The 24,778-nt window shown below is 71.5% G+C and carries 24 protein-coding genes; 4 read left to right on the plus strand and 20 right to left on the minus strand.

Annotated elements, in window-relative coordinates; translation table 11 throughout:
- Window positions 1-70: 70 nt before the first annotated feature.
- From tatC to A8713_RS05830, 10 genes are all read right to left on the minus strand, one after another.
- Window positions 71-970, minus strand: a complete 900-nt coding sequence (gene tatC, locus A8713_RS05785; protein ID WP_018570335.1) for a twin-arginine translocase subunit TatC — start codon at window positions 968-970, stop codon at window positions 71-73.
- Window positions 971-1,065: 95 nt separating this feature from the next.
- Window positions 1,066-1,359: a Sec-independent protein translocase subunit TatA gene (tatA, locus tag A8713_RS05790; RefSeq protein WP_018570336.1), complete on the minus strand. Its 294-nt coding sequence runs from the start codon at window positions 1,357-1,359 to the stop codon at window positions 1,066-1,068.
- 257 nt (window positions 1,360-1,616) lie between these two features.
- A complete protein-coding gene (locus A8713_RS05795; protein WP_018570337.1) occupies window positions 1,617-1,811 on the minus strand; it encodes a hypothetical protein in 195 nt (64 codons plus the stop codon).
- A 54-nt stretch (window positions 1,812-1,865) separates the two neighbouring features.
- On the minus strand, window positions 1,866-2,156 hold the full coding sequence (locus A8713_RS05800; protein WP_018570338.1) for a hypothetical protein: 291 nt from the start codon (window positions 2,154-2,156) through the stop codon (window positions 1,866-1,868).
- Window positions 2,153-3,244, minus strand: coding sequence for a helix-turn-helix transcriptional regulator (locus A8713_RS05805; RefSeq protein WP_064531861.1), 1,092 nt, complete (start codon window positions 3,242-3,244; stop codon window positions 2,153-2,155). The genes A8713_RS05800 and A8713_RS05805 overlap by 4 nt, the downstream gene beginning before the upstream one ends.
- Window positions 3,245-3,262: 18 nt before the next feature.
- Entirely contained in the window at window positions 3,263-4,240 is a 978-nt protein-coding gene (locus A8713_RS05810; RefSeq protein WP_064531863.1) for a helix-turn-helix transcriptional regulator, read from the minus strand.
- A 124-nt stretch (window positions 4,241-4,364) separates the two neighbouring features.
- Window positions 4,365-4,736, minus strand: a complete 372-nt coding sequence (locus A8713_RS05815; protein WP_030835713.1) for an FKBP-type peptidyl-prolyl cis-trans isomerase — start codon at window positions 4,734-4,736, stop codon at window positions 4,365-4,367.
- Between the two features lie 61 nt (window positions 4,737-4,797).
- A complete protein-coding gene (locus tag A8713_RS05820) occupies window positions 4,798-5,814 on the minus strand; it encodes an FKBP-type peptidyl-prolyl cis-trans isomerase (protein ID WP_064531865.1) in 1,017 nt (338 codons plus the stop codon).
- A 158-nt stretch (window positions 5,815-5,972) separates the two neighbouring features.
- Window positions 5,973-7,334, minus strand: a complete 1,362-nt coding sequence (pafA, locus tag A8713_RS05825) for a Pup--protein ligase (RefSeq protein ID WP_026252952.1) — start codon at window positions 7,332-7,334, stop codon at window positions 5,973-5,975.
- Window positions 7,335-7,343: 9 nt separating this feature from the next.
- Window positions 7,344-8,612 (minus strand): MFS transporter, encoded by a 1,269-nt coding sequence (locus tag A8713_RS05830; RefSeq protein WP_064531867.1) that lies wholly within the window; start codon window positions 8,610-8,612, stop codon window positions 7,344-7,346.
- Window positions 8,613-8,774: 162 nt separating this feature from the next.
- Here A8713_RS05830 and A8713_RS05835 point away from each other — a divergent pair, with 162 nt between their 5' ends.
- On the plus strand, window positions 8,775-9,791 hold the full coding sequence (locus tag A8713_RS05835; RefSeq protein WP_064531869.1) for a LacI family DNA-binding transcriptional regulator: 1,017 nt from the start codon (window positions 8,775-8,777) through the stop codon (window positions 9,789-9,791).
- Window positions 9,792-9,854: 63 nt separating this feature from the next.
- On the opposite strand, the gene prcA is transcribed toward A8713_RS05835, so the two are convergent.
- The 5 genes from prcA to arc form a co-directional block, all read right to left on the minus strand.
- Complete coding sequence (gene prcA, locus A8713_RS05840; protein ID WP_064531871.1) at window positions 9,855-10,658, minus strand: proteasome subunit alpha; 804 nt, start codon at window positions 10,656-10,658, stop codon at window positions 9,855-9,857.
- Window positions 10,659-10,718: 60 nt separating this feature from the next.
- Window positions 10,719-11,564 (minus strand): proteasome subunit beta, encoded by an 846-nt coding sequence (gene prcB, locus A8713_RS05845; protein WP_064531873.1) that lies wholly within the window; start codon window positions 11,562-11,564, stop codon window positions 10,719-10,721.
- 151 nt (window positions 11,565-11,715) lie between these two features.
- On the minus strand, window positions 11,716-11,934 hold the full coding sequence (locus A8713_RS05850) for a ubiquitin-like protein Pup (protein ID WP_064531875.1): 219 nt from the start codon (window positions 11,932-11,934) through the stop codon (window positions 11,716-11,718).
- Between the two features lie 190 nt (window positions 11,935-12,124).
- A complete protein-coding gene (gene dop, locus A8713_RS05855) occupies window positions 12,125-13,636 on the minus strand; it encodes a depupylase/deamidase Dop (protein WP_355478549.1) in 1,512 nt (503 codons plus the stop codon).
- Between the two features lie 252 nt (window positions 13,637-13,888).
- A complete protein-coding gene (gene arc / locus A8713_RS05860) occupies window positions 13,889-15,655 on the minus strand; it encodes a proteasome ATPase (RefSeq protein ID WP_064531880.1) in 1,767 nt (588 codons plus the stop codon).
- Between the two features lie 243 nt (window positions 15,656-15,898).
- On the opposite strand from arc, the gene A8713_RS05865 reads away from it, so the two are divergent.
- Window positions 15,899-16,204 (plus strand): ferredoxin, encoded by a 306-nt coding sequence (locus A8713_RS05865; protein ID WP_018570351.1) that lies wholly within the window; start codon window positions 15,899-15,901, stop codon window positions 16,202-16,204.
- A 97-nt stretch (window positions 16,205-16,301) separates the two neighbouring features.
- On the opposite strand, the gene A8713_RS05870 is transcribed toward A8713_RS05865, so the two are convergent.
- The 3 genes from A8713_RS05870 to A8713_RS05880 form a co-directional block, all read right to left on the minus strand.
- Window positions 16,302-16,892: a hypothetical protein gene (locus tag A8713_RS05870; RefSeq protein WP_064531882.1), complete on the minus strand. Its 591-nt coding sequence runs from the start codon at window positions 16,890-16,892 to the stop codon at window positions 16,302-16,304.
- A 223-nt stretch (window positions 16,893-17,115) separates the two neighbouring features.
- The gene (locus tag A8713_RS05875; protein WP_018570353.1) at window positions 17,116-18,018 is read right to left on the minus strand and encodes a tRNA (adenine-N1)-methyltransferase; all 903 of its coding nucleotides are present in this window, start codon (window positions 18,016-18,018) and stop codon (window positions 17,116-17,118) included.
- Between the two features lie 58 nt (window positions 18,019-18,076).
- Complete coding sequence (locus A8713_RS05880; RefSeq protein ID WP_064531884.1) at window positions 18,077-19,687, minus strand: site-2 protease family protein; 1,611 nt, start codon at window positions 19,685-19,687, stop codon at window positions 18,077-18,079.
- 176 nt (window positions 19,688-19,863) lie between these two features.
- Here A8713_RS05880 and A8713_RS05885 point away from each other — a divergent pair, with 176 nt between their 5' ends.
- Together A8713_RS05885 and A8713_RS05890 are read left to right on the plus strand one after the other, a co-directional pair.
- On the plus strand, window positions 19,864-20,925 hold the full coding sequence (locus tag A8713_RS05885; RefSeq protein ID WP_107440591.1) for a RecB family exonuclease: 1,062 nt from the start codon (window positions 19,864-19,866) through the stop codon (window positions 20,923-20,925).
- A gap of 21 nt (window positions 20,926-20,946) precedes the next feature.
- Window positions 20,947-21,618 (plus strand): response regulator, encoded by a 672-nt coding sequence (locus A8713_RS05890; RefSeq protein ID WP_018570356.1) that lies wholly within the window; start codon window positions 20,947-20,949, stop codon window positions 21,616-21,618.
- A gap of 124 nt (window positions 21,619-21,742) precedes the next feature.
- Here the strand turns inward: A8713_RS05890 and A8713_RS05895 are convergent, their stop codons facing one another.
- Together A8713_RS05895 and A8713_RS05900 are read right to left on the minus strand one after the other, a co-directional pair.
- Window positions 21,743-23,350 (minus strand): ABC transporter substrate-binding protein, encoded by a 1,608-nt coding sequence (locus A8713_RS05895; protein ID WP_064531885.1) that lies wholly within the window; start codon window positions 23,348-23,350, stop codon window positions 21,743-21,745.
- A gap of 486 nt (window positions 23,351-23,836) precedes the next feature.
- Complete coding sequence (locus A8713_RS05900; protein ID WP_064531887.1) at window positions 23,837-24,553, minus strand: HAD family hydrolase; 717 nt, start codon at window positions 24,551-24,553, stop codon at window positions 23,837-23,839.
- Between the last annotated feature and the right edge of the window lie 225 nt (window positions 24,554-24,778).

Here is a 24,778-nt window from a genome sequence, read left to right on the forward strand (position 1 = left end):
CGGCCGCTCGCGGGGCGAGGGGCCGGCCCTCGCGGACGCCTGCGGCCGCCGGGGTCGGGTGCGGCCGGGGTCAGGTCACGTCGTCGTAGCCGTTGACCCGCTCGGGGCCGGACTGCTCGGGCACCGACCGGCCGGCGCCGACGGGCTCGATCTCGCCGATGTCCTCGGGCGTGAGGTCGAGGTCGGAGGCCTCGTCGTCGGACAGGCCGCCTCCCGCGCGCCGCTGCTTGCGGCGGTCGTTCAGCATGGAGAAGCCCACGGCGATGAAGAACAGTCCCCAGATCGGTGCCGCGAGGGACAGCATGGTCCCCGGGTCCGGGCTGGGCGTCGCCACGGCGGCGAAGGCCGCGATACCGACGATCATGCCGCGCCACCAGCCGAGCATGCGCCGGCCGGACAGCACACCGGTGAGGTTGAGCATGATCAGCAGCAGCGGCATCTCGAAGGCGAGGCCGAAGACGACGACCATGCGGATGCTCAGGTCGAGCAGGTCGTCCAGGGGCAGCAGGTTCTCGGCGTTGCTGGGCGTCAGGTCGATCAGGAACTTCGCCGTCGTCGGCAGCACGTTGTAGGCGAGGTAGCCGCCGGCGAGGAAGAGGGGGAAGCCGAACGCCACGAAGGCGTAGGCGTACTTCTTCTCGTTGCGGTGCAGACCGGGCGCCACGAACGCCCACAGCTGGTACAGCCACACCGGCGACGCCAGCACGATGCCCGTCGTCAGGGCGACCTTCAGGGCCAGGGTGAAGGGCGCCAGCAGGCCGCTGACGGTGAGGTGCGCGCAGTGCACGTCCTTCGACTTGGCCAGATTCCCGAACGAGTCCGGGCATCCGATGGAGTCCAGCACCGGCCGGGTGATGAAGTCGGTGATGTCCTTGTAGTAGAAGGCCGCCGCCACCGTCACGACGAGGATCGCCAGGACACCCTTCGCGAGCCGGTTGCGCAGCTCGCGCAAGTGGTCCGCGAGCGGCATGCGCCCCTCGGGATCCCTCTCCTTTTTAAGGGCAGGTTTGAGCAACCCACTTCCTCATCTCGTGCAGTGGACCGGAGAAGGTCCCGGTCCTCGCGTCAGCGCTGGGTGGTCGTGTCCGTCGGCTCACCGACCGGGCGGGAGGTGGACACTTCACCGGGGGCCGCCTGGATCGTGCGCTGGGCCTGCTGCGCCTGCTCCTCCTCGGCCGGCTGGGCGGCGGTCGAGGACGCCTTGCCCTCGCCCTTCATCGCCTTGGCCTCGCTCTTGAGGATGCGCGCGGACTTGCCGAGCGAACGGGCCATGTCCGGAAGCTTCTTCGAACCGAACACGAGGACGATCACGAGAATCAACAGCACCAGGTGCCACGGCTCGAGTGCGTTGCGGAACATCAGTCTTCACCTTCTCACTGAGGCGGGGCGGCTGGGCCTGCCCGACGGGACGGACAGGTGTCTGGCCATCGTGCTGACAGCGATCGTATCGCCCGGGGATGAACGCGAGACCATCCCCACGTGTACTCGTGCCGTGCGGACCGTGCCTCGTTTCCCGGGCCGCGCGTAGAGCGTACCCAGCCGGACCAGCGTGGGTACAGGCCGCAGCGCTCCACCAGAAGTGACGTTCGGGACCTCACAGGAGTTCCCGGTCCTTCTCACAGGGAGTCGGCTGCGCGCGCCGCGCTCACCGTCGCCCGCTCCAGATCCTCGGCCGCCCTGCTGATGCGCCGCGCCGAGTCCGACACCTGCCGGCCGAGGCGCTGCGCCTCCAGGAAGACCCGGACCGCCAGCACACCGAGGACGACAAGTCCCACGAACCCCGCAGCTACCGCGATCATCGGCCACACCATGCCCCTGAGCCTAGACGGTCCGCGGACCGTCTTTGCACCGGCCGCCGGGCGGTCTCAGACGGCGTGCAGCCGCAGGGTCCTGACCCCGCCGCCGGTGAGCAGCTCCACGATGCGCTCCCCGGCCGGCTTGCGGACGGTGGCGGCGCACTCGGGGCAGGTGAAGGAGTAGAAGGTGGTGCGGCTGGTGGCGCCGACGACCAGGCGCAGCGCGTCCGCGCCGAGTTCGAACCGGGCCCGGCAGTCGGGGCAGCAGGCGCGGAACAGCGCGGGTGTGACGTTGCGCATCCCGGCGAAGGCCGTCGCCACCGACATGCCCTGGCTCCCGGTTGCCGTCGGCTCGTTCACAGCGCCTGCTCCTGCCTGTCGTCGCCCTGGGCCGGCCCGGCCGAGCCGCCGCGCCCCGCCTGTCCCGTTCCCGCGCGGCCGGCGGCGCCCGGGGCGTCCGCCGCCCCGATGCCGTCGTACGCCGCCAGGGCCTCGCGCGCCGCCTCCCGGGCGCTGTCGGCCAGCGCGGCCGGCGCCACGATCCGGCCGTCCGGGCCCAGCCGCAGCGCCAGCCGGCGCAGCGAGGCGGGGTCGGGGGTGCGCAGGGTGATGCGCAGTCCCCCGTCGGGCAGCTCCTCGGCGCTGTCGTGCGGGTAGTACTCGGCGACCCAGCGCCCGCCGGGACCGACCTCCGCGACGACCTCGGGGTCCTCCGCCGCGGGCTGCACCAGCGCCTCGGACAGGTCCCGCAGCTCTATCTCCGGGGGCGCCGACGGCTCGTCGAGGATCTTGATCTCGGCGACGCGGTCCAGCCGGAAGGTGCGGCGCGCCTCGGAGCGGCGGCACCACGCCTCCACATACGTGTGCCCGACACTGACCAGGCGGATGGGGTCGATCTCGCGCTCGGTGACCTCGTCGCGCGCGGGCGAGTAGTAGCGGATCCAGAGGCGGCGGCGCTCGGAGATGGCCCGGTCGACGTCGGCGAAGACGCCGCCCTCGGACTCGAAGGTGACCGAGAGGCGCGAGCTGGCGCCCGCCGCCTCGCCCGCCGCCGTCTCCACCTTGGCGGTCGCCCGCAGCAGGGCCTGCCGGTCGCTCTCGCGCAGGCCCGGCAGGGTCGCCACCGCGCGGGCCGCCACCAGCAGGGCGGTCGCCTCGTCGGCGGCCAGCCGCAGCGGCTCGGCGGCGTCGGCGCCGAGCGCGGCGGGGTTGTGCCACCAGATGCGCTCGCCGTCGGTGTCGATGTCGAGCAGGTCGCCGCCGCGGAAGCTGGTGCCGCACATGGGCAGCACGTCGAGGTCGGAGACCAGCTCGTCCTCGCTGATGCCGAAGGCGCGCGCGACGTCCTCGATCCGGGCGCCGGGCCGCTCCCGCAGATACGTCACCAGGGACAGCATCCGCCGGGTCTGGTCGATGGCGTTCGCGGGCCTGACCGGTTTGCCTGCCACAGTGTTGCTCGCTCCCCCTCAGCCCTTGGCCACGGCGCGCAGCCGGTCCACCACGTCGGCGCGCAGCTCGGCCGGTTCCAGCACCAGCACGTCCGGCCCGAACTCCACCAGCCAGGCATCCAGTCCGTGCCCGTACGGGATCTCCAACTCGTCCCAGCCGTCGCCGAGTTCCCGGACGACGGTGGCCTTCGCCCGAAGGGGGTACCCCGCGCCCGAGCGCAGCCGGATCCGCGCCGAGCGGTCGGCGATCTCCCCGGCCCAGCTCGCGACGGTCTCGCGGACGGTGACGACGTCCGGTACGGGCGCGGTGAAGCGGGCGCCGCGCGAGCGCACCTTGCCGGTGATCCGGGAGAGCCGGAACACCCGCTCGGCGCCGCGGTCGCGGTCGAACCCGGCCAGGTACCAGTGGCCGCGCCAGCACTCCAGGGCCCACGGCTCGACATGGCGGGGCTCGGGGCGGGCGGCGCTGGCCTTGCGGTAGTCGAAGAGCACCGGGCGGCGGTCGCGGCAGGCCAGCATCAGCGGTTCGAAGGCCGCCTCGTGCACGGGGATGCGCGGTTCCAGCGCGCTGTGCGCCTCGTACGGGTCGACGTCCTCGGGCAGTCCGGCCGCGCGCAGCTTCTGCAGGGCGCCGCTGGCGGCACCGGCCAGCCGGGCCTGCTGCCAGACCTTGGCGGCCAGGCCGAGGGCGGCGGCCTCCTCGGCGTCCAGGGTGATGGGCGGCAGCCGGTTGCTGTCCCGGCGCGCCAGATAGCCGATCTCGCCGTCCAGGCTCTCCACGGTCTCGATGACCAGGCCCAGCTCGCGCAGGTCGTCCTTGTCCCGCTCGAACATGCGGTTGAAGGAGTCGTCGGACCCCGAGGCGCCCCGCTCGGGCCCGAACGCCTCGACATACGCCTCGATGGACTCGCGCAGCTCACGCTTGCTGAGCGGGCGGCGGGTCCCCAGCAGGCACAGCGCCAGATTCATCAGCCGCTCGGCCTTGGCAATCGCCATCGACGCCCGTCACCTTCCTCATGGTGCCTACTGCCGATGACCGTACCGCTCCGGGGCGCGGTGGCCAAAGCCGAGGGGCCCATGCCCGGCCGGGCATGGGCCCCGGGCGACCGGACCGGGCCGATCAGACGCCGAGCAGGTCCACGACGAAGATCAGGGTCTCGCCGGGCTTGATGGCCGGGGTCGGGCTCTGGTTGCCGTAGGCGAGGTGGGCCGGGATGGTCAGCTGGCGACGGCCGCCGACCTTCATGCCCTGCACGCCCTGGTCCCAGCCCTTGATGACCCGGCCGCCGCCGAGCGGGAAGCGGAAGGGAGTGCCGCGGTTCCAGCTGGCGTCGAACTCCTCGCCGGTGCTGAAGGCGACGCCCACGTAGTGGACGGTGACGGTCTGACCCGCCTGCGCGACCTCGCCGTCGCCCTCCCAGATGTCCTTGATCTCCAGGTCCGCCGGGGGCTCGCCGCCCGGGAAGTCGATCTCGGGCTTGTCGATGCTCACGTCTCTAGCTCCTGCTTGTCTCTCGGAAAGGCAACGGCGACAGTCTTACATCCCCGGCGGCTCACATCGCGGCCAGGATGTCCACGGAGAACACCAGTGTCGAGTCCTTCTTGATGCCGCTGTCCGGCGGCGGGTTGTCGCCGTAGCCCAGGGACGGCGGGATGACGATCAGGACGCGGCTGCCGACCTTCTTGCCGGTCAGGCCCTGCGCCCACCCCTTGACGACCTGCTGGAGCGAGAACGACGTGAGCTGGTTCCTCTTGTACGTCGAGTCGAACTCCTTGCCGCCGTCCCACAGCACGCCCTTGTACTGCACGAGCACGGTGCTGTCCGCCTTGACGACCGGGCCGTCGCCCTCGATGACGTTCTCCGCGACCAGCTTCTTGGGCGCCGCCGTCTTCGGCAGGTCGATGGAGGGCGCGGCGCCGTCGGTGTTCGTCCCGACCTTCGGCAGGTTCGCGTCGTTCTGCGGGACGTCCTTGCCCTTGGCGGAGCTCTTGGAGTTGAAGGCGTCCTGCACATCGACCACGAAGACCAGCGTGTCGGTGCCCTTGATGCCCGCCTGGGCGTTGCCCTGCGCGCCGTAGCCCCAGGTCGGCGGGACCGAGAACTCGACCCTGCTGCCGACCTTCTTGCCGGCCAGCGCATAGCGCCAGCCGTCGATGATCGTGCCCTGGGCGAGCTGGATGAGCAGGGGCGTCTTGCGGTCGTAGGAGTTGTCGAAGACCTTCGCGGTGTCCCAGACCTGGCCCAGGTAGTGCGCCTGCACGTAGTCGTTCTCCGCGAGGGTGCGGCCGCCGCCGGCGATCACCGTCTTGACCGCGAGGTCCTTGGACGGGGCGCCGCCGCCCTTGGCGACGGTCGGCTTCTCGCCGAACTTGGTGCCCGCGGTGATCGCCGGGAGCGGGCCGGAGACGATCTTCGGGGGTGGCGCGGCCGACGAGGTGGCCGGCGCGCTGGGCGACGGCGACTGCGAGGCGCTGTCACCGTCGCTGCCCGAGCCGGACTTGTCGTTGCCGCAGGCGGCCAGGGTGACCAGTCCCGCGGGGGCGAAGAGAAGCAGAGAGCGTCGGCGCACGGTGGGCCTCGTAATCGGTCGATCTTGTGGATGGCGTGCGCGCAACTCTACGGGTCGAGAAGGGCGCCGCACGTGAAACGTACGGCGCCCGTGTGGCGTTCCGGTGATTCGTGCGGAACGCGTGCCTCACCCCGCGGGACCCGGCCGGTCCCGCGGGCTCACATTCCGGCGATCAGCTTTTCGACCCGGTCGTCGACCGAACGGAACGGGTCCTTGCACAACACCGTGCGCTGCGCCTGGTCGTTGAGCTTCAGATGCACCCAGTCGACCGTGAAGTCCCGGCGCTGCTCCTGCGCCCGCCGGATGAAGTCGCCGCGCAGCCGCGCCCGAGTGGTCTGCGGCGGCACGGACTTGCCCTCGAAGATCTTCAGGTCGTTGCAGATCCGGGTGGCACGGCCCTTCTTCTCCAGCAGGTAGTACAGCCCCCGGCGGCGGTGGATGTCGTGGTAGGCGAGGTCTATCTGAGCGACCCTCGGATTCGACATGGTCATGTTGTGCTTGGCCCGGTAGCGCTCGATCAGCTGGTACTTCATCACCCAGTCGATCTCGGTGCCGATCCGGTCGAGGTCCTCCGCCTCGATCGCGTCGAGCGTGCGGCCCCACAGCTCCAGCACCCGCTCCACCACACCGGTGCGGATGCCGCGCCGCTCGCAGAAGTCCACGGCCTTCTCGTAGTACTCCCGCTGCACCTCCAGGGCGGAGGCCTCGCGGCCGCTGGCCAGGCGCACCTTGCGGCGGCCCGTGATGTCGTGGCTGACCTCGCGGATCGCCCGGATCGGGTTCTCCAGGGTGAGGTCGCGCATCACGGTGCCCGCCTCGATCATCCGCAGCACCAGGTCGGTGGCGCCGACCTTGAGCAGCATGGTCGTCTCGGACATGTTGGAGTCGCCCACGATCACATGCAGCCGGCGGTAGCGCTCGGCGTCCGCGTGCGGTTCGTCGCGGGTGTTGATGATGGGCCGGGAGCGGGTCGTCGCCGAGGAGACGCCCTCCCAGATGTGCTCGGCCCGCTGGCTCACGCAGTACACCGCCCCGCGCGGGGTCTGGAGCACCTTTCCGGCGCCGCACAGCAGCTGCCGGGTGACCAGGAACGGGATGAGGATGTCCGCGAGCCTCGAGAACTCCCCGTGCCGCGCCACCAGATAGTTCTCGTGGCAGCCGTAGGAGTTGCCCGCCGAGTCCGTGTTGTTCTTGAAGAGGTAGACGTCGCCCGCGATTCCCTCCTCGTGCAGGCGTCGTTCCGCGTCTACCAGGAGTCCTTCGAGAATGCGCTCTCCGGCCTTGTCGTGGGTGACCAGTTCGATCACATTGTCACATTCGGGTGTGGCGTATTCCGGATGTGACCCCACGTCGAGATAGAGCCGGGCGCCGTTTCGCAGAAAGACATTGCTGCTGCGGCCCCATGACACGACACGGCGGAAGAGGTACCGCGCCACCTCGTCAGGCGACAGGCGGCGCTGTCCCCTGAACGTGCACGTGACGCCGTACTCGTTCTCCAGCCCGAAAATGCGGCGGTCCATGACTGAACATTACGCCCGATCCCCCGAGCTGAAACGGGGTTCGGCAGCACGATCTGGATCATTTTCCGATGAAGCGGCAACGACCGCCTCTCCACCGGGAGGTGCGAGGACCGGTCCGGTGGCCAGCAGCACCAGCAGCGACACGGCACCCGCCGCGGCCGGCAGGGCGAATCCCCCCAGCGCGCCGCCCGCCTGGACCACCGGTCCCGCGACCCCGGTCCCCACCGACGCGCCCACCGTGAACGTCGTCACCAGCCAGGAGAACGCCTCCGTCACCGTCCCCCGCGGCGCGTGCCGGTCCACGATGATGAACGCGCAGGCGATGCACGGCGCCAGGAACACCCCGGAGACCACCGTCAGCAGCACCATGGCCACCGCGCCCGGCATCAGCGTCAGCGGCACGTAACACACCGCCAGGAGCGCCACCAGCACCCGCAGTCGCCGCTCGGGCGCGCCCGGCCACTCCCGCGTCCCGTAGACCGCGCCGCCGGCCAGCGCGCCCAGGCCCAGCGCCGCCATCAGCCAGCCGTACACCGCGTCACCGCCGTGCGCGTCCGCGTAGGGCACCGCCGCCACCGTGATGGAGCCCAGCGCGATCCCGACGAACAGGAACGCGCCCAGCAGCACCAGCAGACCGGGCGAGCGCAGCGCGCCCAGCCAGTGCGCCTCGCGCGGCGCCGAACGCCACGCCCGCGAGGGCGGCGAGAGGACCACCGACAGCGCGCCGAGGACCCCCACGGCGTTCAGCAGCACCAGGGCGGCCTGCGCGGACCACAGCGACACGCACAGCGTCACCAGCAGCGGCCCGACGGTGAACATGACCTCCTGCGCCACCGCGTCCATGGCGTACGCCGTGTGCAGCTGCTCCTCGCGGCGCAGCACGGCGGGCCACAGGGCGCGCAGGCCGCCCTCCAGGGGCGGGGTGAAGAGCCCGGCCGCGGCCACGGCGGCCCAGGCCAGGGCGGGCGGCTCGGTGCCGGCGCAGGCGAAGACGGTCATGGCCGCGCCCGCGGCGAGCGCGGCGGGCAGCTGGACGCGCGGCTGCCCGTACAGGTCGACCAGGCGGCCGAGGACGGGCTGGCCGACGGCGTTGGCGACGCCGTACACCGCCGCCAGCGCCCCCGCCAGGCTGTACGAGCCCCCCTCCGCGCGCACGAACAGCACGATCGCGATGGCCGCGGTGGCGTTCGGCAGCCGCCCCACGAGCGTGCCGGCCAGCAGCCGGGCGGCGTGCCGCGCCCCGAGGATCTCCAGGTACCCCGCGAATCCCGCGGCCATCGCGTGTCCTCCAGGACGTAGGCGTCGGAAGTGTTACGTATAACTTCCGTCGCCATACGTACCATGTGCGCTGTTCACCCGTCCAGACGACCGCGACCGGCCGCACGCGCGCACGCGCACCCGGGACACCCGGGCGGCCCGAGGCAGAGGAGCAGCAGCACGGTGGCACGAGGAAGCACGCGGCCCACCAGCCGCGACGTGGCCCAGGCCGCCGGAGTCTCCCAGGCCGCCGTCTCCCTGGTCCTGGGCGACAAGTGGCGCGGCCGGGTCTCTGAGCCGACCGCCGAGCGGGTGCGCGAGGCCGCCCGCGATCTCGGCTACCGGCCCAACCTCGCCGCCCGCAACCTGCGCCTGGGCCACACCCGGACCGTGCTCCTGGTCGTCCCGGCGCTCACCACCGAGTTCTTCGCCGGTGTCTACACCGGCGCCGCCCGGGTCGCCGCCGAGCACGGCTTCGGCGTGGTCCTCTATCCCTCCCCCGAGGGCATCGGCCCCGCCAGGAACCCCTTCGCCTCCGCCCAGGCCGCCCTGGACGGGGTGATCGCCTCCTCCATGGCCGCCGACGCGCTCACCGCCATCCGCGGCGACCAGCTGCCGCTGGTCATGCTGGACAGCGACCCGGAGGGCAGTCTCGGCGCCGCGACGGTGAACCTGGACATCGCCGACGGCGTCCGCCAGGTCGCCGCGCACCTGCTCGGCCTCGGCCACCGGCGCTTCCTGCACCTCGCGGCCGACGTGCCGTCCTGGACCTTCGAGGCGCGGGCCCGGGAACTGGCCGCGCGCCTGGCCGCGGTGCCCGGCACCTCGCTGCGCACCGCCCGCGCCCCGATCTCCATCGAGGACGCCCACGCCGCCACCGAGGCCGCGCTCGGCGCCCCGGGGCCGCGCCCCACCGCCCTGGTCTGCGACGACGACAAGCTGGCCGCGGGCGCCTACAAGGCGCTGCGCCGGCTCGGGCTGCGCGTGCCCGACGACATCTCCGTCACCGGCCTGGACGATCTGGCCCTGGCCACCGCCATCGACCCCGAGCTGACCACCGTCCGGCTGGACGCGGAGACCTTCGGCGCCCGCGGCATGCACGCCCTGCTGGCCGTCCTGGAGGGCCGTATGCCCGACGGCGGGGACATCCCCGTCGAACTGGTCGTCCGCGGCTCCACGGCCCCGCCCGGCGCCTCCTGAGACGCCGGTGCCCCGGCCGCGGCGTCGCAGGGACACCGGCCGGGGCGACCGGAACGGCGGGAACTACTTCTCGCTCGTGCCGGGGCCGTCGGAACCGCCGGAACCCTCGGCGCCGTCGGCGCCGTCGGGGTCCTCCGGCTCGTCGCTGTCCTTGGAGATGTCCGGGCTGCCGCCCTCCAGCAGCCGGGCCAGCTGGCGGCCCACGATGCGCTTGAACTTGCGCTGCTGCGGACGCGTGCGGTCCAGCACCGCCACCTCAAGGCGCTCGGCGGGGATCTCCCGCTCGCTGCCGTTGGTGTCGCGGGACAGCGCCTGCACCGCCAGCTTCAGCGCCTCGGCCAGCGTCATCCCGTCCCGGTGGCGCTGGTCCAGGTAGCCGCTGATCTGCTCGGCGTTGCCGCCGACCGCGACCGAGCCGTGCTCGTCGACGATCGACCCGTCGTGCGGCAGCCGGTAGATCTGGTCGCCCTCCGGGGTCTCCCCCACCTCGGCGACCACCAGCTCCACCTCGTACGGCTTCTCGGCCGCGCTGGAGAAGATCGTGCCGAGCGTCTGGGCGTAGACGTTGGCCAGGCCCCGGGCCGTCACATCGTCCCGGTCGTAGGTGTAACCCCGCAGGTCGGCGTAGCGGACACCGCCGATGCGCAGGTTCTCGTACTCGTTGTACTTGCCGGCGGCGGCGAAGCCGATCCGGTCGTAGATCTCGCTGAACTTGTGCAGCGCGCGGGACGGATTCTCGCCGACGAACACGATGCCGTCGGCGTACTGGAGCACGACCAGGCTGCGGCCGCGGGCGATGCCCTTGCGGGCGTACTCCGCCCGGTCGGCCATGGCCTGCTGGGGTGAGACATAGAACGGCGTCGACACCGGTTATCCGTCCCTTTCTGTAGAGGTCACTCGATCACCCTGGGCAAGATCCGGCCGCGGCTACAGCAGCGCGGCGCGCGGTCCGTCCGGCTGCTCCAGACGCCGCTGGAGCACCGAGCGGGCGATCTCGGAGGACTCGTCGTCGGTGAGCCGGCGGAAGCCGTCATCGGTGATCACGGTGACGATCGGATAGATCCGGCGGGCGACGTCGGGACCGCCGGTCGCCGAGTCGTCGTCTGCCGCGTCGTACAGGGCCTGCACCACCAGTGTGGTCGCCTCGGCCTCGGTCAGGTCGGTGCGGAAGAGCTTCTTCATGGCACCGCGCGCGAAGACCGAGCCGGAGCCCGTGGCCGCGTAGCCGTGCTCCTCGCTGCGGCCGCCGGTCACGTCGTAGGAGAAGATGCGGCCCTTGCCGCGGTCCACGTCGTACCCCGCGAAGAGCGGCACCACGGCCAGGCCCTGCATGGCCATGCCCAGATTGGACCGGATCATGGTGGACAGGCGGTTGGCCTTGCCCTCCAGCGAGAGCTGCGCGCCCTCGACCTTCTCGAAGTGCTCCAGCTCCAGCTGGAACAGCTTGACCATCTCCACGGCCAGGCCGGCCGTACCGGCGATGCCGACGGCGGAGTACTCGTCCGCCGGGAACACCTTCTCGATGTCCCGCTGCGCGATCACATTGCCCATCGTGGCCCGGCGGTCACCGGCCAGCACGACGCCCCCGGGGAAGCTCACGGCCACGATCGTCGTGCCGTGCGGCGCCTCCAGCACACCCTGCGCGGGCGGCAGCTGCCGCTTGCCGGGCAGCAGCTCGGGCTGGTGCTCGGAGAGGAAGTCCATGAAGGACGAGGACCCGGGCGTCAGGAAGGCAGCTGGTAGACGCCCGGTGCTACGAGTGTTGGCTTCCACGCGATTCCTTCCACGTAAGACTGCGGCCCCGCCGGGGACGGCCGAGCCGATCATCAAATCTGTGCACGGACCCTACCCGTGCCGACGCCGGTCATCCGTCCCGGCACCGGCCCGCTCGCGGGGGCCGGTGCCGGGACGCGTGCCGGGTGTGCTACTGGCCGCCCTTCTGGACGAACGAGCGCACGAAGTCCTCCGCATTGGACTCGAGCACGTCGTCGATCTCGTCCAGGACGTCGTCGACGTCCTCCGAGAGCTTCTCCTGGCGTTCCTTGAGGTCGTCGGTGGCCTGCGCGTCCTGTGCCTGCTCCTCGACCTCCTCGGTCGAGCGCGTGGCCTTCTGCTGCCCGCCGCCGGTGTCCTTGGTTGCCATAACCCTCACCCCGCTCAGTTCGCCCGACATGGTCGGCATTACCGCCGTTCGGTGATGATCAGACCCTACAAGCCGGGTCCGACATCGGCCCCGCAGTTTCCACAACGCGCGGGGGCCATCTCGATGATTCCCGGAGCCGGGCATTTCCACCCCGTCCCTCCGGCCGGCACTGCCCGGACCGGGTACCCGCTCAGCCGCCGGACAGGACCCTGACCAGGTCTTCCGCCGTCCGGCACCGGTCCAGCAGCTCCTTGACGTGATTACGCGTTCCGCGAAGCGGTTCCAGGGTTGGGACGCGCTGGAGGGAGTCGCGTCCGGGGAGATCGAAGATGACCGAGTCCCAGGAGGCCGCGGCCACGTCGTCGGCGTACTGCTCCAGGCAGCGGCCGCGGAAGTAGGCCCGGGTGTCCTCCGGCGGCTTCCTGCGGGCCCGGTCGACCTCGGACTCGTCCAGCAGGCGCTGCATGCGTCCGCGGGCCACCAGCCGGTTGTAGAGGCCCTTCTCGGGGCGTACGTCGGCGTACTGGAGGTCCACCAGATGCAGCCGGGCGGCGTCCCAGTCGAGGCCGTCACGGCGCCGGTAGCCGTCCATCAGCGCCCGCTTGGCGACCCAGTCCAGCTCGCCGGCCAGGCTCATCGGGTCGTTCTCCAGCCGGTTGAGGGTGTCCTCCCAGCGGGCCAGGACGTCCTTGGTCTGCTCGTCGGCGTCCGCGCCGAAGCGCTCCTCGACGTACTTGCGCGACAGCTCGAAGTACTCCATCTGGAGCTGCACAGCGGTGAGTGTCCGGCCGCTGCGCAGCGTGATCAGCCGCTTGAGGGACGGGTCGTGCGAGACCTGGTGCAGGGTGCGCACGGGCTGGTCCACGGCCAGGTCGACGGCGATGAAGCCGTCCTCGATCATGGAAAGGACCAGGGCGGTCGTGCCGAGCTTGAGATAGGTGGAGATCTCGGAGAGGTTGGCGTCGCCGATGATCACGTGCAGCCGGCGGTACTTCTCCGCGTCGGCGTGCGGTTCGTCGCGGGTGTTGATGATCGGACGCTTGAGCGTCGTCTCCAGTCCGACCTCGACCTCGAAGTAGTCGGCGCGCTGGCTGAGCTGGAAGCCGTGCTCGTGGCCGTCCTGGCCGATGCCGACGCGGCCGGCGCCGGTGACGACCTGGCGGGAGACGAAGAAGGGCGTGAGGTGGCGCACGATGTCGGAGAAGGCGGTCTCGCGCCGCATCAGGTAGTTCTCGTGCGTGCCGTAGGAGGCGCCCTTGTTGTCGGTGTTGTTCTTGTAGAGGTGGATCGGCTGGGCCCCGGGCAGCTGGGCGGCCCGCTCGGCGGCCTCGGCCATGATCCGCTCGCCCGCCTTGTCCCACAGCACGGCGTCGCGCGGGTTGGTGACCTCCGGGGCGCTGTACTCGGGGTGGGCGTGGTCGACGTAGAGCCGGGCGCCGTTGGTGAGGATCACATTGGCCAGGCCGATGTCCTCGTCCGTGAGCTGGGTGGAGTCGGCGGCCTCGCGGGCGAGGTCGAAGCCGCGGGCGTCCCGCAGCGGGTTCTCCTCCTCGAAGTCCCAGCGGGCCCGGCGGGCCCGGTGCATCGCCGCCGCGTAGGCGTTGACGATCTGGGACGAGGTGAGCATGGCATTGGCGTTCGGGTGACCGGGGACGGAGATCCCGTACTCCGTCTCGATGCCCATCACTCGCCGTACGGTCATGCGGCCCTCCTTGCCCGGCGGCGCCCCCGGTCGGGGGCGGCGCTCAAGTACCGCGGGTGCTCGGGTGCCTGTGCGGTGCCCGTCCCCGCACTGCGCGACCCGGCGGTACGAAAGAGCCTAGAACGCCTTTGCGCCGACGGGGAGATCATTTGCGTCATTGCCTGCTGTACCTGCTCTGCCCGCTCCCTGCGATGGCCCCGGAAAACAGTCGACTGCGGGTACCCGGCGTGGGCACCCGCAGCCGCCCTGTTTTTACAGGTACTGCCCGGTGTTCGCCACCGTGTCGATGGAGCGGCCGGTGTCCGCGCCCTGCTTTCCGGTGATGAGGGTGCGGATGTAGACGATCCGCTCGCCCTTCTTTCCGGAGATCCGGGCCCAGTCGTCCGGGTTGGTGGTGTTCGGCAGGTCCTCGTTCTCCTTGAACTCGTCCACACATGCCTGGAGCAGGTGGGAGACGCGAAGACCCTTCTGTTCCTTCTCCAGGAAGTCCTTGATCGCCATTTTCTTGGCGCGGCCCACGATGTTCTCGATCATGGCGCCGGAATTGAAGTCCTTGAAGTAAAGGACTTCCTTGTCGCCATTGGCGTAGGTGACCTCCAGGAAGCGGTTCTCCTCGGATTCCGCGTACATCTGCTCGACCGCGGTCTGGATCATGGCCCCGACCGTGGCCTGCTTGTCGCCGCCGTGCTCGGTGAGGTCGTCCCCGTGCAGCGGCAGGCGCTCGGTGAGGTACTTCGCGAAGATGTCCTTGGCCGCCTCGGCGTCCGGACGCTCGATCTTGATCTTCACATCGAGCCGGCCGGGCCGCAGGATGGCGGGGTCGATCATGTCCTCGCGGTTGGAGGCGCCGATCACCACCACGTTCTGCAGGCCCTCCACGCCGTCGATCTCGGCGAGCAGCTGCGGGACGATGGTGTTCTCCACGTCCGAGCTGACACCGGAGCCGCGGGTGCGGAAGAGGGACTCCATCTCGTCGAAGAAGACGATGACGGGGGTGCCCTCGCTGGCCTTCTCCCGGGCGCGCTGGAAGACCAGGCGGATCTGCCGCTCGGTCTCGCCGACGTACTTGTTCAGCAGCTCGGGGCCCTTGATGTTGAGGAAGAAGCTCTTGCCGGCGGCCTGGCCGGTGACCTCGGCGACCTTCTTGGCCAGCGAGTTGGCGACGGCCTTGGCGATGAGCGTCTTGCCGCATCCGGGCGGCCCGTAGAGCAGGACGCCCTTGGGCGGGCGCAGTTCGTGCTCCTTGAACAGGTCCGGGTAGAGGTACGGCAGCTCGACCGCGTCCCGGATCATCTCGATCTGGTTGCCGAGGCCGCCGATCTGCTCGTAGCCGATGTCGGGCACCTCTTCGAGGACGAGCTCCTCGACCTCGCTCTTGGGCACGACCTCGTAGACGTAGCCCGACCTGGGTTCGAGCAGGAGGGCGTCGCCTGCGCGGATGGTCACGTCGAGCAGCGGCTCGGCGAGGCGCACCACGCGCTCCTCGTCGGTGTGCCCGATGACCAGGGCGCGCTCGCCGTCCTCCAGGATCTCCTTGAGGGTGACGATGTCGCCGACGCGCTCGTACTGCATGGCCTCGACCACGTTGAGCGCTTCGTTGAGCATCACTTCCTGGCCGCGCCGCAGCTCGTCGAGCTCGACGCCGGGGCTGACGTTCACCCGCAGTTTGCGGCCGCCGGTGAAGATGTCGGCGGTGCCGTCCTCGTTGGACTGAAGGAAGACGCCGAAGCCGGCCGGCGGCTGCGCGAGCCGGTCGACCTCCTCCTTGAGGGCCACGATCTGGTCGCGGGCCTCGCGGAGGGTGTTCGCCAGCCGTTCGTTCTGCGCGGAGACGCCGGCCAGGTTGGTCTGCAGCTCGACGATCCGCTCCTCGAGAATCCTCGTGTGCCGCGGAGAGTCGGCGAGCTTGCGTCGCAGGACGGCGATCTCCTGCTCAAGGTAGGCGATCTGCCCGGCCGGGTCGTCGGACCCTCGTCCCGGGCGGATGCCGCGGTTCATGTCGTCGTCGTGGGCTGCCACGGTCCTCACCTCCTCCAAGGGGAGCTGGACGCTTCCAGACCCTACCTGGGTGGGTGTCGATTGAAACCCCTAGATCACAAAGACTGTCGGGGTGTGTCCGATCTTCACCCTTGCGCTCTCCCTCACGCCAGGGGAATACCCACCGAACATGATTGGAAAGCGGACGGAGGTAGGGTCGAGACGTTCAACACCCGTCGGAGCTGGCCTGATTCCCGTCCGGTCCGACGTGAAACGGCAGGAGACATGAGCGTGCAGCAGCAGACCGCGGACGGCGGCGAGGAGCTGGAGGTCTGGATCGACCAGGACCTGTGCACCGGCGACGGCATCTGCGCGCAGTACGCGCCGGAGGTGTTCGAGCTGGACATCGACGGGCTGGCCTATGTGAAGGGCCCCGGGGACGAGCTGCTCCAGGCGCAGGGCGCGGCAACGCCCGTGCCGCTGCCGCTTCTCACGGACGTGGTGGACTCGGCGCGGGAGTGTCCGGGCGAGTGCATCCATGTGCGGCGGGTTCTGGACAGGGTCGAGGTGTACGGCCCGGACGCTGGGTGACCGTCCGGACGCCCGCCGTCGCGGTTGTCTGATTCCTCACACCCCGGCAGGTCCCGCGGGCCCCGCGCCGCGCGCGGGACCGGGGCCGCTCATCCGCTCAGACACTGCGCGACCGCTGCGGTCCGGAGCGGACGAACGCGCCGTTGTGCCACCGCCACTTCGCGCCGTCCTTCAGGTCGGGGCAGCAATTGGGCACGTCGGGCGAGGAGTAGCCGAGCAGGGTGGCGGTCACCTCGCCCGCGCGGACGGCGAAGTCGGTGACGGTGAACCGGTCCTTGGGGTCGACGAGGGTGGCCACCACGCGCGTGGCGCCGGTCTCCCGGGCGCGGGTCAGGACGTAGACGGCGTCGGGCGGGGTGCCCATGGAGCCGTCGCAGTGCACCACGGCCACGGTCTCGGGGCGGCCGTCGTGGTCGAGGTCCCCGGTGGCCTGCTCGGCGACCACCGGCTTGAGCGGACCGCACTGGATGGGGAAAGCCACCCCGGTGGTGGCGGGGGGCTCGGCGGTGACGGGGGCGCTCTCGGTCCGGGTGCCGGCGCCGGTGTGCTGGGCGGCGGTGGCGGAGCCGGGGCGCAGGGCCGGGGCGAGGGCGATCACCCCGGCGACGGCCGCTGCGGTGGCGACCCAGTGGACGGGGCGGGTGCGGGTGTGCGCGTGTGCCAGTTCCGGGACGGCGGAGTGCTGCACTAGGAGTGTCTCCCGTGAGGGCTGTGCCGGTGGGATGGCCAGCATCGTGCCACACGTCACAGTGCGAAGGAACGGCGGGGTGGGTACTCCTGCGGGCCCGCGACCGGCCGCGGACCTCGGCCTTCGTGCCGCGGCCCAACGAACGGGCGCCGTGGCGCAGTTCCCCGACCCGGCGGGGAACTGCGCCACGGCGCCGACGTGTTGCCGGTGGTGCGCGGCCGGGTCAGCGGCCGGCGCCGCCGTCGGCGTTGGGGCCCTCGTAGTCGTCGCCGTAGGCGCCCTTGGCGGGCCGGCGACGGCGCATGGGGGGCTCGACGCCGTCCGCGAGGCGGCGGGCGGTGAGCAGGAAGCCGGTGTGCCCGATCATGCGGTGGTCGGGGCGGACGGCCAGGCCCTCGATGTGCCAGTTGCGGATCATCGTCTCCCAGGCGGTCGGCTCGTTGAAGCAGCCGATCTCCCGGATGGACTCCACGGTCCGGGCGAGCTGGGTGGTGGTGGCGACGTAGCAGCACAGGATGCCGCCGGGGACCAGCGCCTTGGAGACGGCCTCCAGGCACTCCCAGGGGGCGAGCATGTCGAGGATGACGCGGTCGACGTCCGTGTCGGACAGGTTGTCCTGGAGGTCGCCGACGGTGAGCTGCCAGGCGGGGTGCGGGCCGCCGAAGTAGCGCTCGACGTTGCCCTGGGCGATCTCGGCGAAGTCGGCGCGCCGCTCGTAGCTGTGCAGCATGCCCTGGTCGCCGATGGCCCGCAGCAGGAAGCTGCTGAGCGAGCCGGAGCCCACGCCCGCCTCCACGACGCGGGCGCCGGGGAAGATGTCGGCGAAGGCGAGGATCTGCCCCGCGTCCTTGGGGTAGACCACGGCTGCGCCGCGGGGCATGGACAGGACGTAGTCGGGGAGCAGGGGACGCAGCGCGAGGTAGGCGACGTTGCCGGTGGTGCGGACAACGCTGCCCTCGGGTGCGCCGATCAGTTCGTCGTGCGGGAAGGAACCCTTGTGGGTGTGGAAGTTCTTCCCGGCCTCGAGCGTGAACGTGTAGTGGCGGCCCTTGGGGTCGGTCAGCTGTACCTGGTCCCCGACCTTGAAGGGCCCGCGGCGGCGGGCGGCACCGGTCGGTTCGGACATGTGACCAGCCTACCGGCCCCCGGGAGGGCCGCCGACCACCGGTTCGGGAGGGCGGGGCTCAGCTGGGGCGGGCCATGGCCTTCACGAAGGCGCGTTCGACGTCGGCGGCGGACAGCACCCCGTAGATCTCGCCGGTCTCCTCCACCACCAGGTACTCGGTGGCGGGGGTGGCGCGCAGCACGTCCAGCAGCTCCTCGCCGGCCAGCTCGGCGGAGACGCGCATGCCGTCGGTGAGGTCCTGGGCGAGCGAGCTGGCGGCGACCCAGGGGCGGCGGTGCTCGGGTACGCCGGCGATGGCGGTCTCGCGGACCAGGGAGAGCGGTTCGCCGTGGCCGTCGACGACCACCAGGGCGCGGGCACCGGCCGCGTTGGCGCGGCGCAGCGCCTCGGCCAGGGAGGTGCTGGTCTCGACCGGGACGGCGCGGCGGGTCAGGGCGCGGGCGCGCAGCTCGGGCAGGTGTTCGCGCAGCCGGGCCATGCGCAGGCTGTTCCCGGCCCCGGTCCAGATGATCGCGGCGACGATCGCGGCGAGCAGGGCGTCGGTCACGGTGCCCAGGCCGACGCTGTCCTCGGCGGCGGTGCCGAGCGCCCCGGACTGGCTGAGCAGCGGCAGGCCGATGAGGACGGAGACGGCCAGGACGCGGCCGACCCAGGCGGCGGCGACGGTGCCGCTCATGGGGCGGCCGGTGATCTTCCAGACGACGGCGCGGAGCATCCGCCCGCCGTCCAGGGGCAGGCCGGGCAGCAGGTTGAAGGCGGCGACGATCAGGTTGGAGATCATCAGGGAGGCCAGCAGGACTCCCGGGACCGTGCCGCGCTCCACGGGCTGGAGGGCGAGGTAGAAGACGCCGGACAGGACCAGGGAGAGCAGGGGTCCGACGAAGGCGAGCACGAACTCGCGGCCGGGTGTCTCGGCCTCCTTCTCGATCTCGGAGACCCCGCCGAGGAACTGGAGCTGGATGCGGCGCACCGGGAGCTTGAAGCGCAGGGCGGCCACCGTGTGCGCCAGTTCGTGGACCAGTACGGAGCCGTAGAAGGCGACCGCGAAGAAGAGGGAGACCAGATAGCGGGCGGCGCCGAGCTGGGGCAGGACGCGGTCGAGCTGGCCGCCGAACACCCAGGTGATCAGCGCGGCGATCAGGAACCAGCTGGGCGCGACGTAGACGGGCACGCCGAAGGGGCGCCCCATGAGCAGTCCGCCGCCGGGTTCGCGGCGGCGCCGCGGCGGGGGCGGCGGTGTCCGGCCGGGACCGGGGCCGGAGTGGGCGAGAGCACGGTCGGGGTGGGGGTCGTGGCCGGCCGGCGGCCGGGGCGCCTGGCCGGGACGGGTGCCGTGGCCGGCCGGGGGTTCCGTGTGGTCGGAGGGGTGATCGCCGGGGTGCTCGTCGCGGCCGCCGGGGTCCTGGCCGCGGGCGGTCCGGGGGCGGTCGCCCGCCGGGGCTGCGGCGTCCGGGTCCGGGCCGGTGCCGGGGGTGCCGCCGTGGTCCGGGGCGGGCGGGGGGCCGTCGGCCGGGTGCGCGGGGTCGCCGTGGCCGGAGGCGGGCCGCTCCGCGGGGGAACCGGGACGGGCGGGGCTGTCGTGGGGCGCCGGACCGGCGGGTCCCGTGGGGGACTCGGCCGGCTCGTCGTTGCCGGAACGCGGCTGCCCGCTCCCGCCGCTCACGTCCACGGTGTCCCCTCGTTCGAAGCGCTGCTCCCCGCTCTGCCGGCCGGGAGGTCTCGGGTCGATGGTATGCGGCCGGGGCGAACGGTTCCGCCCGGCACCCCAGTGTCGTACCCGCCGTAACGCACTTCACCGGCCTGCGCCGGGGGTCACTGTCAGTGGCGGGCCGTAGGGTCTGTGGCATGGAGACGAGCACGCAGGCCGCAGCGGCGGACGCCACGGACGACGCGGGAGGCAACGGGCCGGCCGGGGAGCGCGGGGCGGCGGGCCCCGGCGCGGTCACGGGCGCGGACGCGGTCACGGACGTGGGCACGGGCGCGGCCGTGGGGATCGACGCGGTCGCCGGGACGGACGCGGCCGTGGTGGCCGGGGGGCCGACCGTGCGGGCCCCCGCGCCGCCCTCGTCGTTGTCGCCCTCCCGGGCCGGTGACTTCATGCAGTGCCCGTTGCTGTACCGCTTCCGGGTGATCGACCGGCTGCCGGAGAAGCCGAGCGAGGCCGCCACCCGGGGCACGCTGGTGCACGCGGTGCTGGAGCGGCTCTTCGACGCCCCGGCCGCCGAGCGGACCGCGCCCCGGGCCAAGGCGCTGGTGCCGGGGCAGTGGGACCGGCTGCGGCAGGCCCGTCCCGAGCTGGTGGAGCTGTTCGCCGACGACACGGACGGCGAGCGGGCGGCCCGCTGGCTGGCCGAGGCGGAGCGGCTGGTGGAGCGCTGGTTCACGCTGGAGGACCCGACGCGTCTGGAGCCGGCCGAGCGGGAGCTGTTCGTCGAGGCGGAGCTGGACTCCGGGCTCAGGCTGCGCGGCATCATCGACCGGGTGGACGTGGCGCCCACCGGCGAGGTGCGCATCGTCGACTACAAGACGGGCAAGGCCCCGCGGCCGGAGTACGCCGAGGGCGCGCTGTTCCAGATGAAGTTCTACGCCCTGGTGGTGTGGCGGCTGAAGCGGGTGGTGCCGCGGCGGCTGCAGCTGGTGTATCTGGGCAGCGGTGACGTGCTGACGTACGACCCGGTCATGGCGGATCTGGAGCGGGTGGAGCGCAAGCTGCTGGCGCTGTGGGAGGCGATCCGGCTGGCCACCGAGACCGGTGAGTGGCGGCCGCGCCCCACGAAGCTGTGCGGCTGGTGCGACCACCGCGAGCACTGCCCCGAGTTCGGCGGCACTCCCCCGCCGTACCCGCTGCCCGTGGGCGGGACCGAGCCGCAGGTACCCGCGCAGGTACAGGGCACAATGGGGCCCTAGGGTCCAGCGAAGGAGACTTACGTGGCCATCCGCGTCCTACTGGTCGACGACCAGCCACTGCTGCGCACCGGGTTCCGGATGATCCTGGAGGCGGAGCAGGACATCGCGGTCGTGGGCGAGGCCGGGGACGGCCTCCAGGCCCTGGACCAGGTGCGGGCACTACAGCCCGATGTGGTGCTGATGGACATCCGTATGCCGCGGATGGACGGGGTGGAGGCCACCCGGCAGATCACCGGCCCCGAGCGGGACGGCCCGGCGAAGGTGCTGGTGCTGACCACCTTCGACCTCGACGAGTACGTGGTGGAGGCGCTGCGCGCGGGGGCGAGCGGTTTCCTGCTGAAGGACGCGCCGGCCAATGAGCTGGTGCAGGCGATCCGGGTGGTGGCGGCCGGCGAGGCGATGCTGGCGCCGAGCATCACGCGCCGCCTGCTGGACAAGTACGCCACGCATCTGCCCTCCGGGGACGAACCGGTGCCGGACACCCTGCACACCCTCACCGACCGTGAGGTGGAGGTGCTGAAGCTGGTGGCACGCGGGCTGTCGAACGCGGAGATCGCCGCCGACCTGTTCGTGAGCGAGACGACGGTCAAGACCCACGTCGGGCATGTGCTGACCAAGCTGGGGCTGCGCGACCGGGTGCAGGCCGCGGTGTACGCCTACGAGAGCGGTCTGGTGCGGCCCGGCGCGCAGTGACCCGCGCCGCCCCCGGGTACGGGAAGTCCCGGACGAGAGCGGTCCGGCGTACGAGGAACGAGAGAGGCGCCCCTGCCCGGCCTGCCGGGAGGGGGCGCCTCTGTCGTGCGCGGAGCCGTGTGGGTCAGCCGCTCACACCGCGGCCGAGCTCCCACAGCCGCAGGGTGGCCGAGGAGTCGATGACGTAGGCGGCGCCGGTGATGTCGTCACGGGTGGCGACGTACTGCTTGCCCTGCCACAGCGGCAGCAGCGGCACGTCCTTGGCCACGAGGTCCTGGATGGCGGTCAGGCTGGTGGACGCGGCGAGCCGGTCGGCCTGGCGGCGGGACTCGGGGAGCAGGTTCTTGCGGATCTCGTTGCTGACGTACGGCGTGTTGAGGGTGTTGTCGGCGTCCAGGAACGGCGCGATGAAGCTGTCGGCGTCCGGGAAGTCGGGGAACCAGCCCATGCCGTAGACGTCGTACTGGCCCTTCTGCGACGTCGGGTGGAAGACCTTCCAGGGGGTGCCCTGGATGTCGACGTCGAACAGGCCGCTGGAGTTGAGCTGCTGCTGGAGCACCTCGAACTCCTTCTTGGTGGCCGGGCCGTAGTGGTCGGTCGTGTAGTGCATCGTGAACTTGACCGGGGTGGTGATGTGGGCCTTCTCCAGCAGCGACTTGGCCTTGCCGACGTTGGGGTCGCCGTACTTGTTGAAGAACGAGTTGGAGTGGCCGGTGATGGTCGCCGGGACCATCGAGTACAGCGCGTCGGCCTGGGTCCCGTAGACCTTGGCGACCAGGTCGCTGCGGTTGATCAGCTGGGCCATCGCCTGCCGTACGGCCTTGTCCTTCACGCTGGCGGCATCGGTGTTGAAGGCGAGGAAGCGCACTTCGAGACCGGGCATCTCGACGAGGTCGATCTTGCTGTCGCCGGAGGCGTTGGAGAGCTTGCGGATCTGGTCCGGCGACATCGCACGGGTCATCAGGTCGATGTCGCCCTTGTCCAGGGCGGCGCCCATGGCGTCGGCGTCCGTGAAGCTGCGCAGCTCGACCTTGTCGTTGTTGACCTTCAACGTCCCCTGGTAGTGGGGGTTCTTGGTGAAGACGGCGTCGACGAGTTCGTTGTTCTTGACGTCGGCCTTCATGGTGTACGGACCGGAGCCGTCCACGCTGAAGCCGTCGCGCAGCTTGCCCTTGTCGTAGTCCTTGGGGTTGAGGATGCCCGCGACGGGGGTCGACAGCTTGAAGGGGAAGGTGGCGTCGGCCGTGTTGAGGTGGAAGATCACCTCGCGGTCGCCGCGGGTCTCCACGGTGTCGACGGTGGAGAGCAGGGCGAAGACGCCGTTCTCCGACTTGATGGCGCGGGCGCGGTCGACGGAGAACTTCACGTCGGCCGCGGTGACCGGGGTGCCGTCGGCGAACTTCAGGCCCTCGCGCAGCGTGCAGGCGTAGCGCTCGTTGCCGCTGTCGGTGAAGCCGCACTTCTCGGCGGCCTCGGGGACCGGCTGGCCGTCGCCCTTGGGCTGGATCATCAGAGTCTGCAGCGTCTGGTGCAGCAGGTTCCAGGTGCCGATGTCATAGGCGTACGCCGGGTCCAGCGGCGCGGGGGCGTCCTTGGTGGCGGTGAACCGGTCCGTGGTGCCGATGACGATGGCGTCGCCGCTCTTGCCGCCGCTGTCGGAACCACCGCATGCGGCGAGCACCGGCGCGAGCAGTCCGACCACGGCCGGCAGCACCAAAGTCTTGCGGTTCATGCTCGAGTTTCTCCAGGGGCTGTCATGTCCGTGTACCCGGCATGCAGAGGGGGTGGTGCGGCCGATCACGGGGTGAGGACGATGGTCTCGCGACGAGACTAGTCCGCGCCCCGGACGCGGCCCGCCGCCCCCGGATCCGCTCCGCCATCACACAGCGGAACCGGCTGTCGACGGTGTGAAAACGCGCCACCGGAAGGATTCGTGCAGCCTTTCACCAATCGGGACACAAGGGCGGTCGGTTGAGGCCCGGCACGGGGGGCCCTGCACACCGGCGGACCACCGTCCACCCTGAGTCACGTGACGAACGTCACATTGCCAACTCGGCGGACCGGTGCCGGAATTCAGCCATCCGGCGGGATTCCCCTTCATTCGCACACCCGTCACCAGGATTATCCCGTACGCCAGTACGGACCGGGACGATTCCGCCGCGGCGCCCGCCGAGGCCCCTCTCCGGCGCCCCGGCGCCCCGGCGTCCCGGCGTCCGGGTCAGCCCGTGCTCGGCGGCTGCGGGTACGTCATCAGCGACTGGAGGAACGGCAGGTCGACCTCTTCGAGCGAGCCGACGACGGTGCGGCGCGGGGCGGGGGCGATGGGCGCGACGGAGGGCACGGCGACCACCTGGCAGCCGGCCGCCTCCGCGGCGGCGACCCCGGTCGCGGTGTCCTCGACGACCGCGCACCGCGCCGGGTCCGCGCCCAGCCGGGAGGCGGCCAGCAGATACGGGTCGGGGTGCGGCTTGGTGCGCGCCACCTCGTCGCCGGCGACCGACAGGGCGAAGTGGTGGGGGCCGAGCGAGGCCAGGACGCGGTCGATGATGCGCCGGTGGGAGGCGGAGACCAGGGCGGTGGGGATCTCGTGCGCGGACAGCTCGGCCAGCAGCCGCGCGGCGCCCGGCATCAGGGGCAGGGTCCGGCCGATACGGTCCTCGAACCCCGCGTTGAGCAGCACGGTCACCTCGGCGAGGGTGACGGCGGCGCCGGTGGCCTCGATGAGGAAGCCGGCGCTGCGGGTCATGGGGCCGCCGACGACGACGTGTCTCCACGCCTCGTCGAGGCGGTGGCCGAGCGTGGCGAAGACCTCGACCTCCACGTCCCACCAGAAACCCTCGGTGTCCACCAGCGTGCCGTCCATGTCGAGGAGCACCGCCTGAAGGGCTGAGCCTTCGGCCGTACAGGTGCCGAGCGCGGGGACCGTACTGGTCATCCGGCATACCTCCTTGAGGGACGATCAGGCCGGTTCCCGCGCGGGAACCGGCCTGCAGTGGACCGACCAGTGTACGACGCGGACCGGGCGAACGCCCTGCGAACACCTCGCGCGGGCCTCGCACCCGCCTCGCACCCGCCTCGCGCGGGCCGGCAGCGGGCCCCACGGCCGTCGCCGGGGGCCGCGCGCCGGGCGCACGCGGCCCCCGGGACCGGAGACCGGTGC

It is taken from the genome of Streptomyces sp. SAT1, assembly GCF_001654495.1.
Lineage (GTDB): Bacteria > Actinomycetota > Actinomycetes > Streptomycetales > Streptomycetaceae > Streptomyces > Streptomyces andamanensis.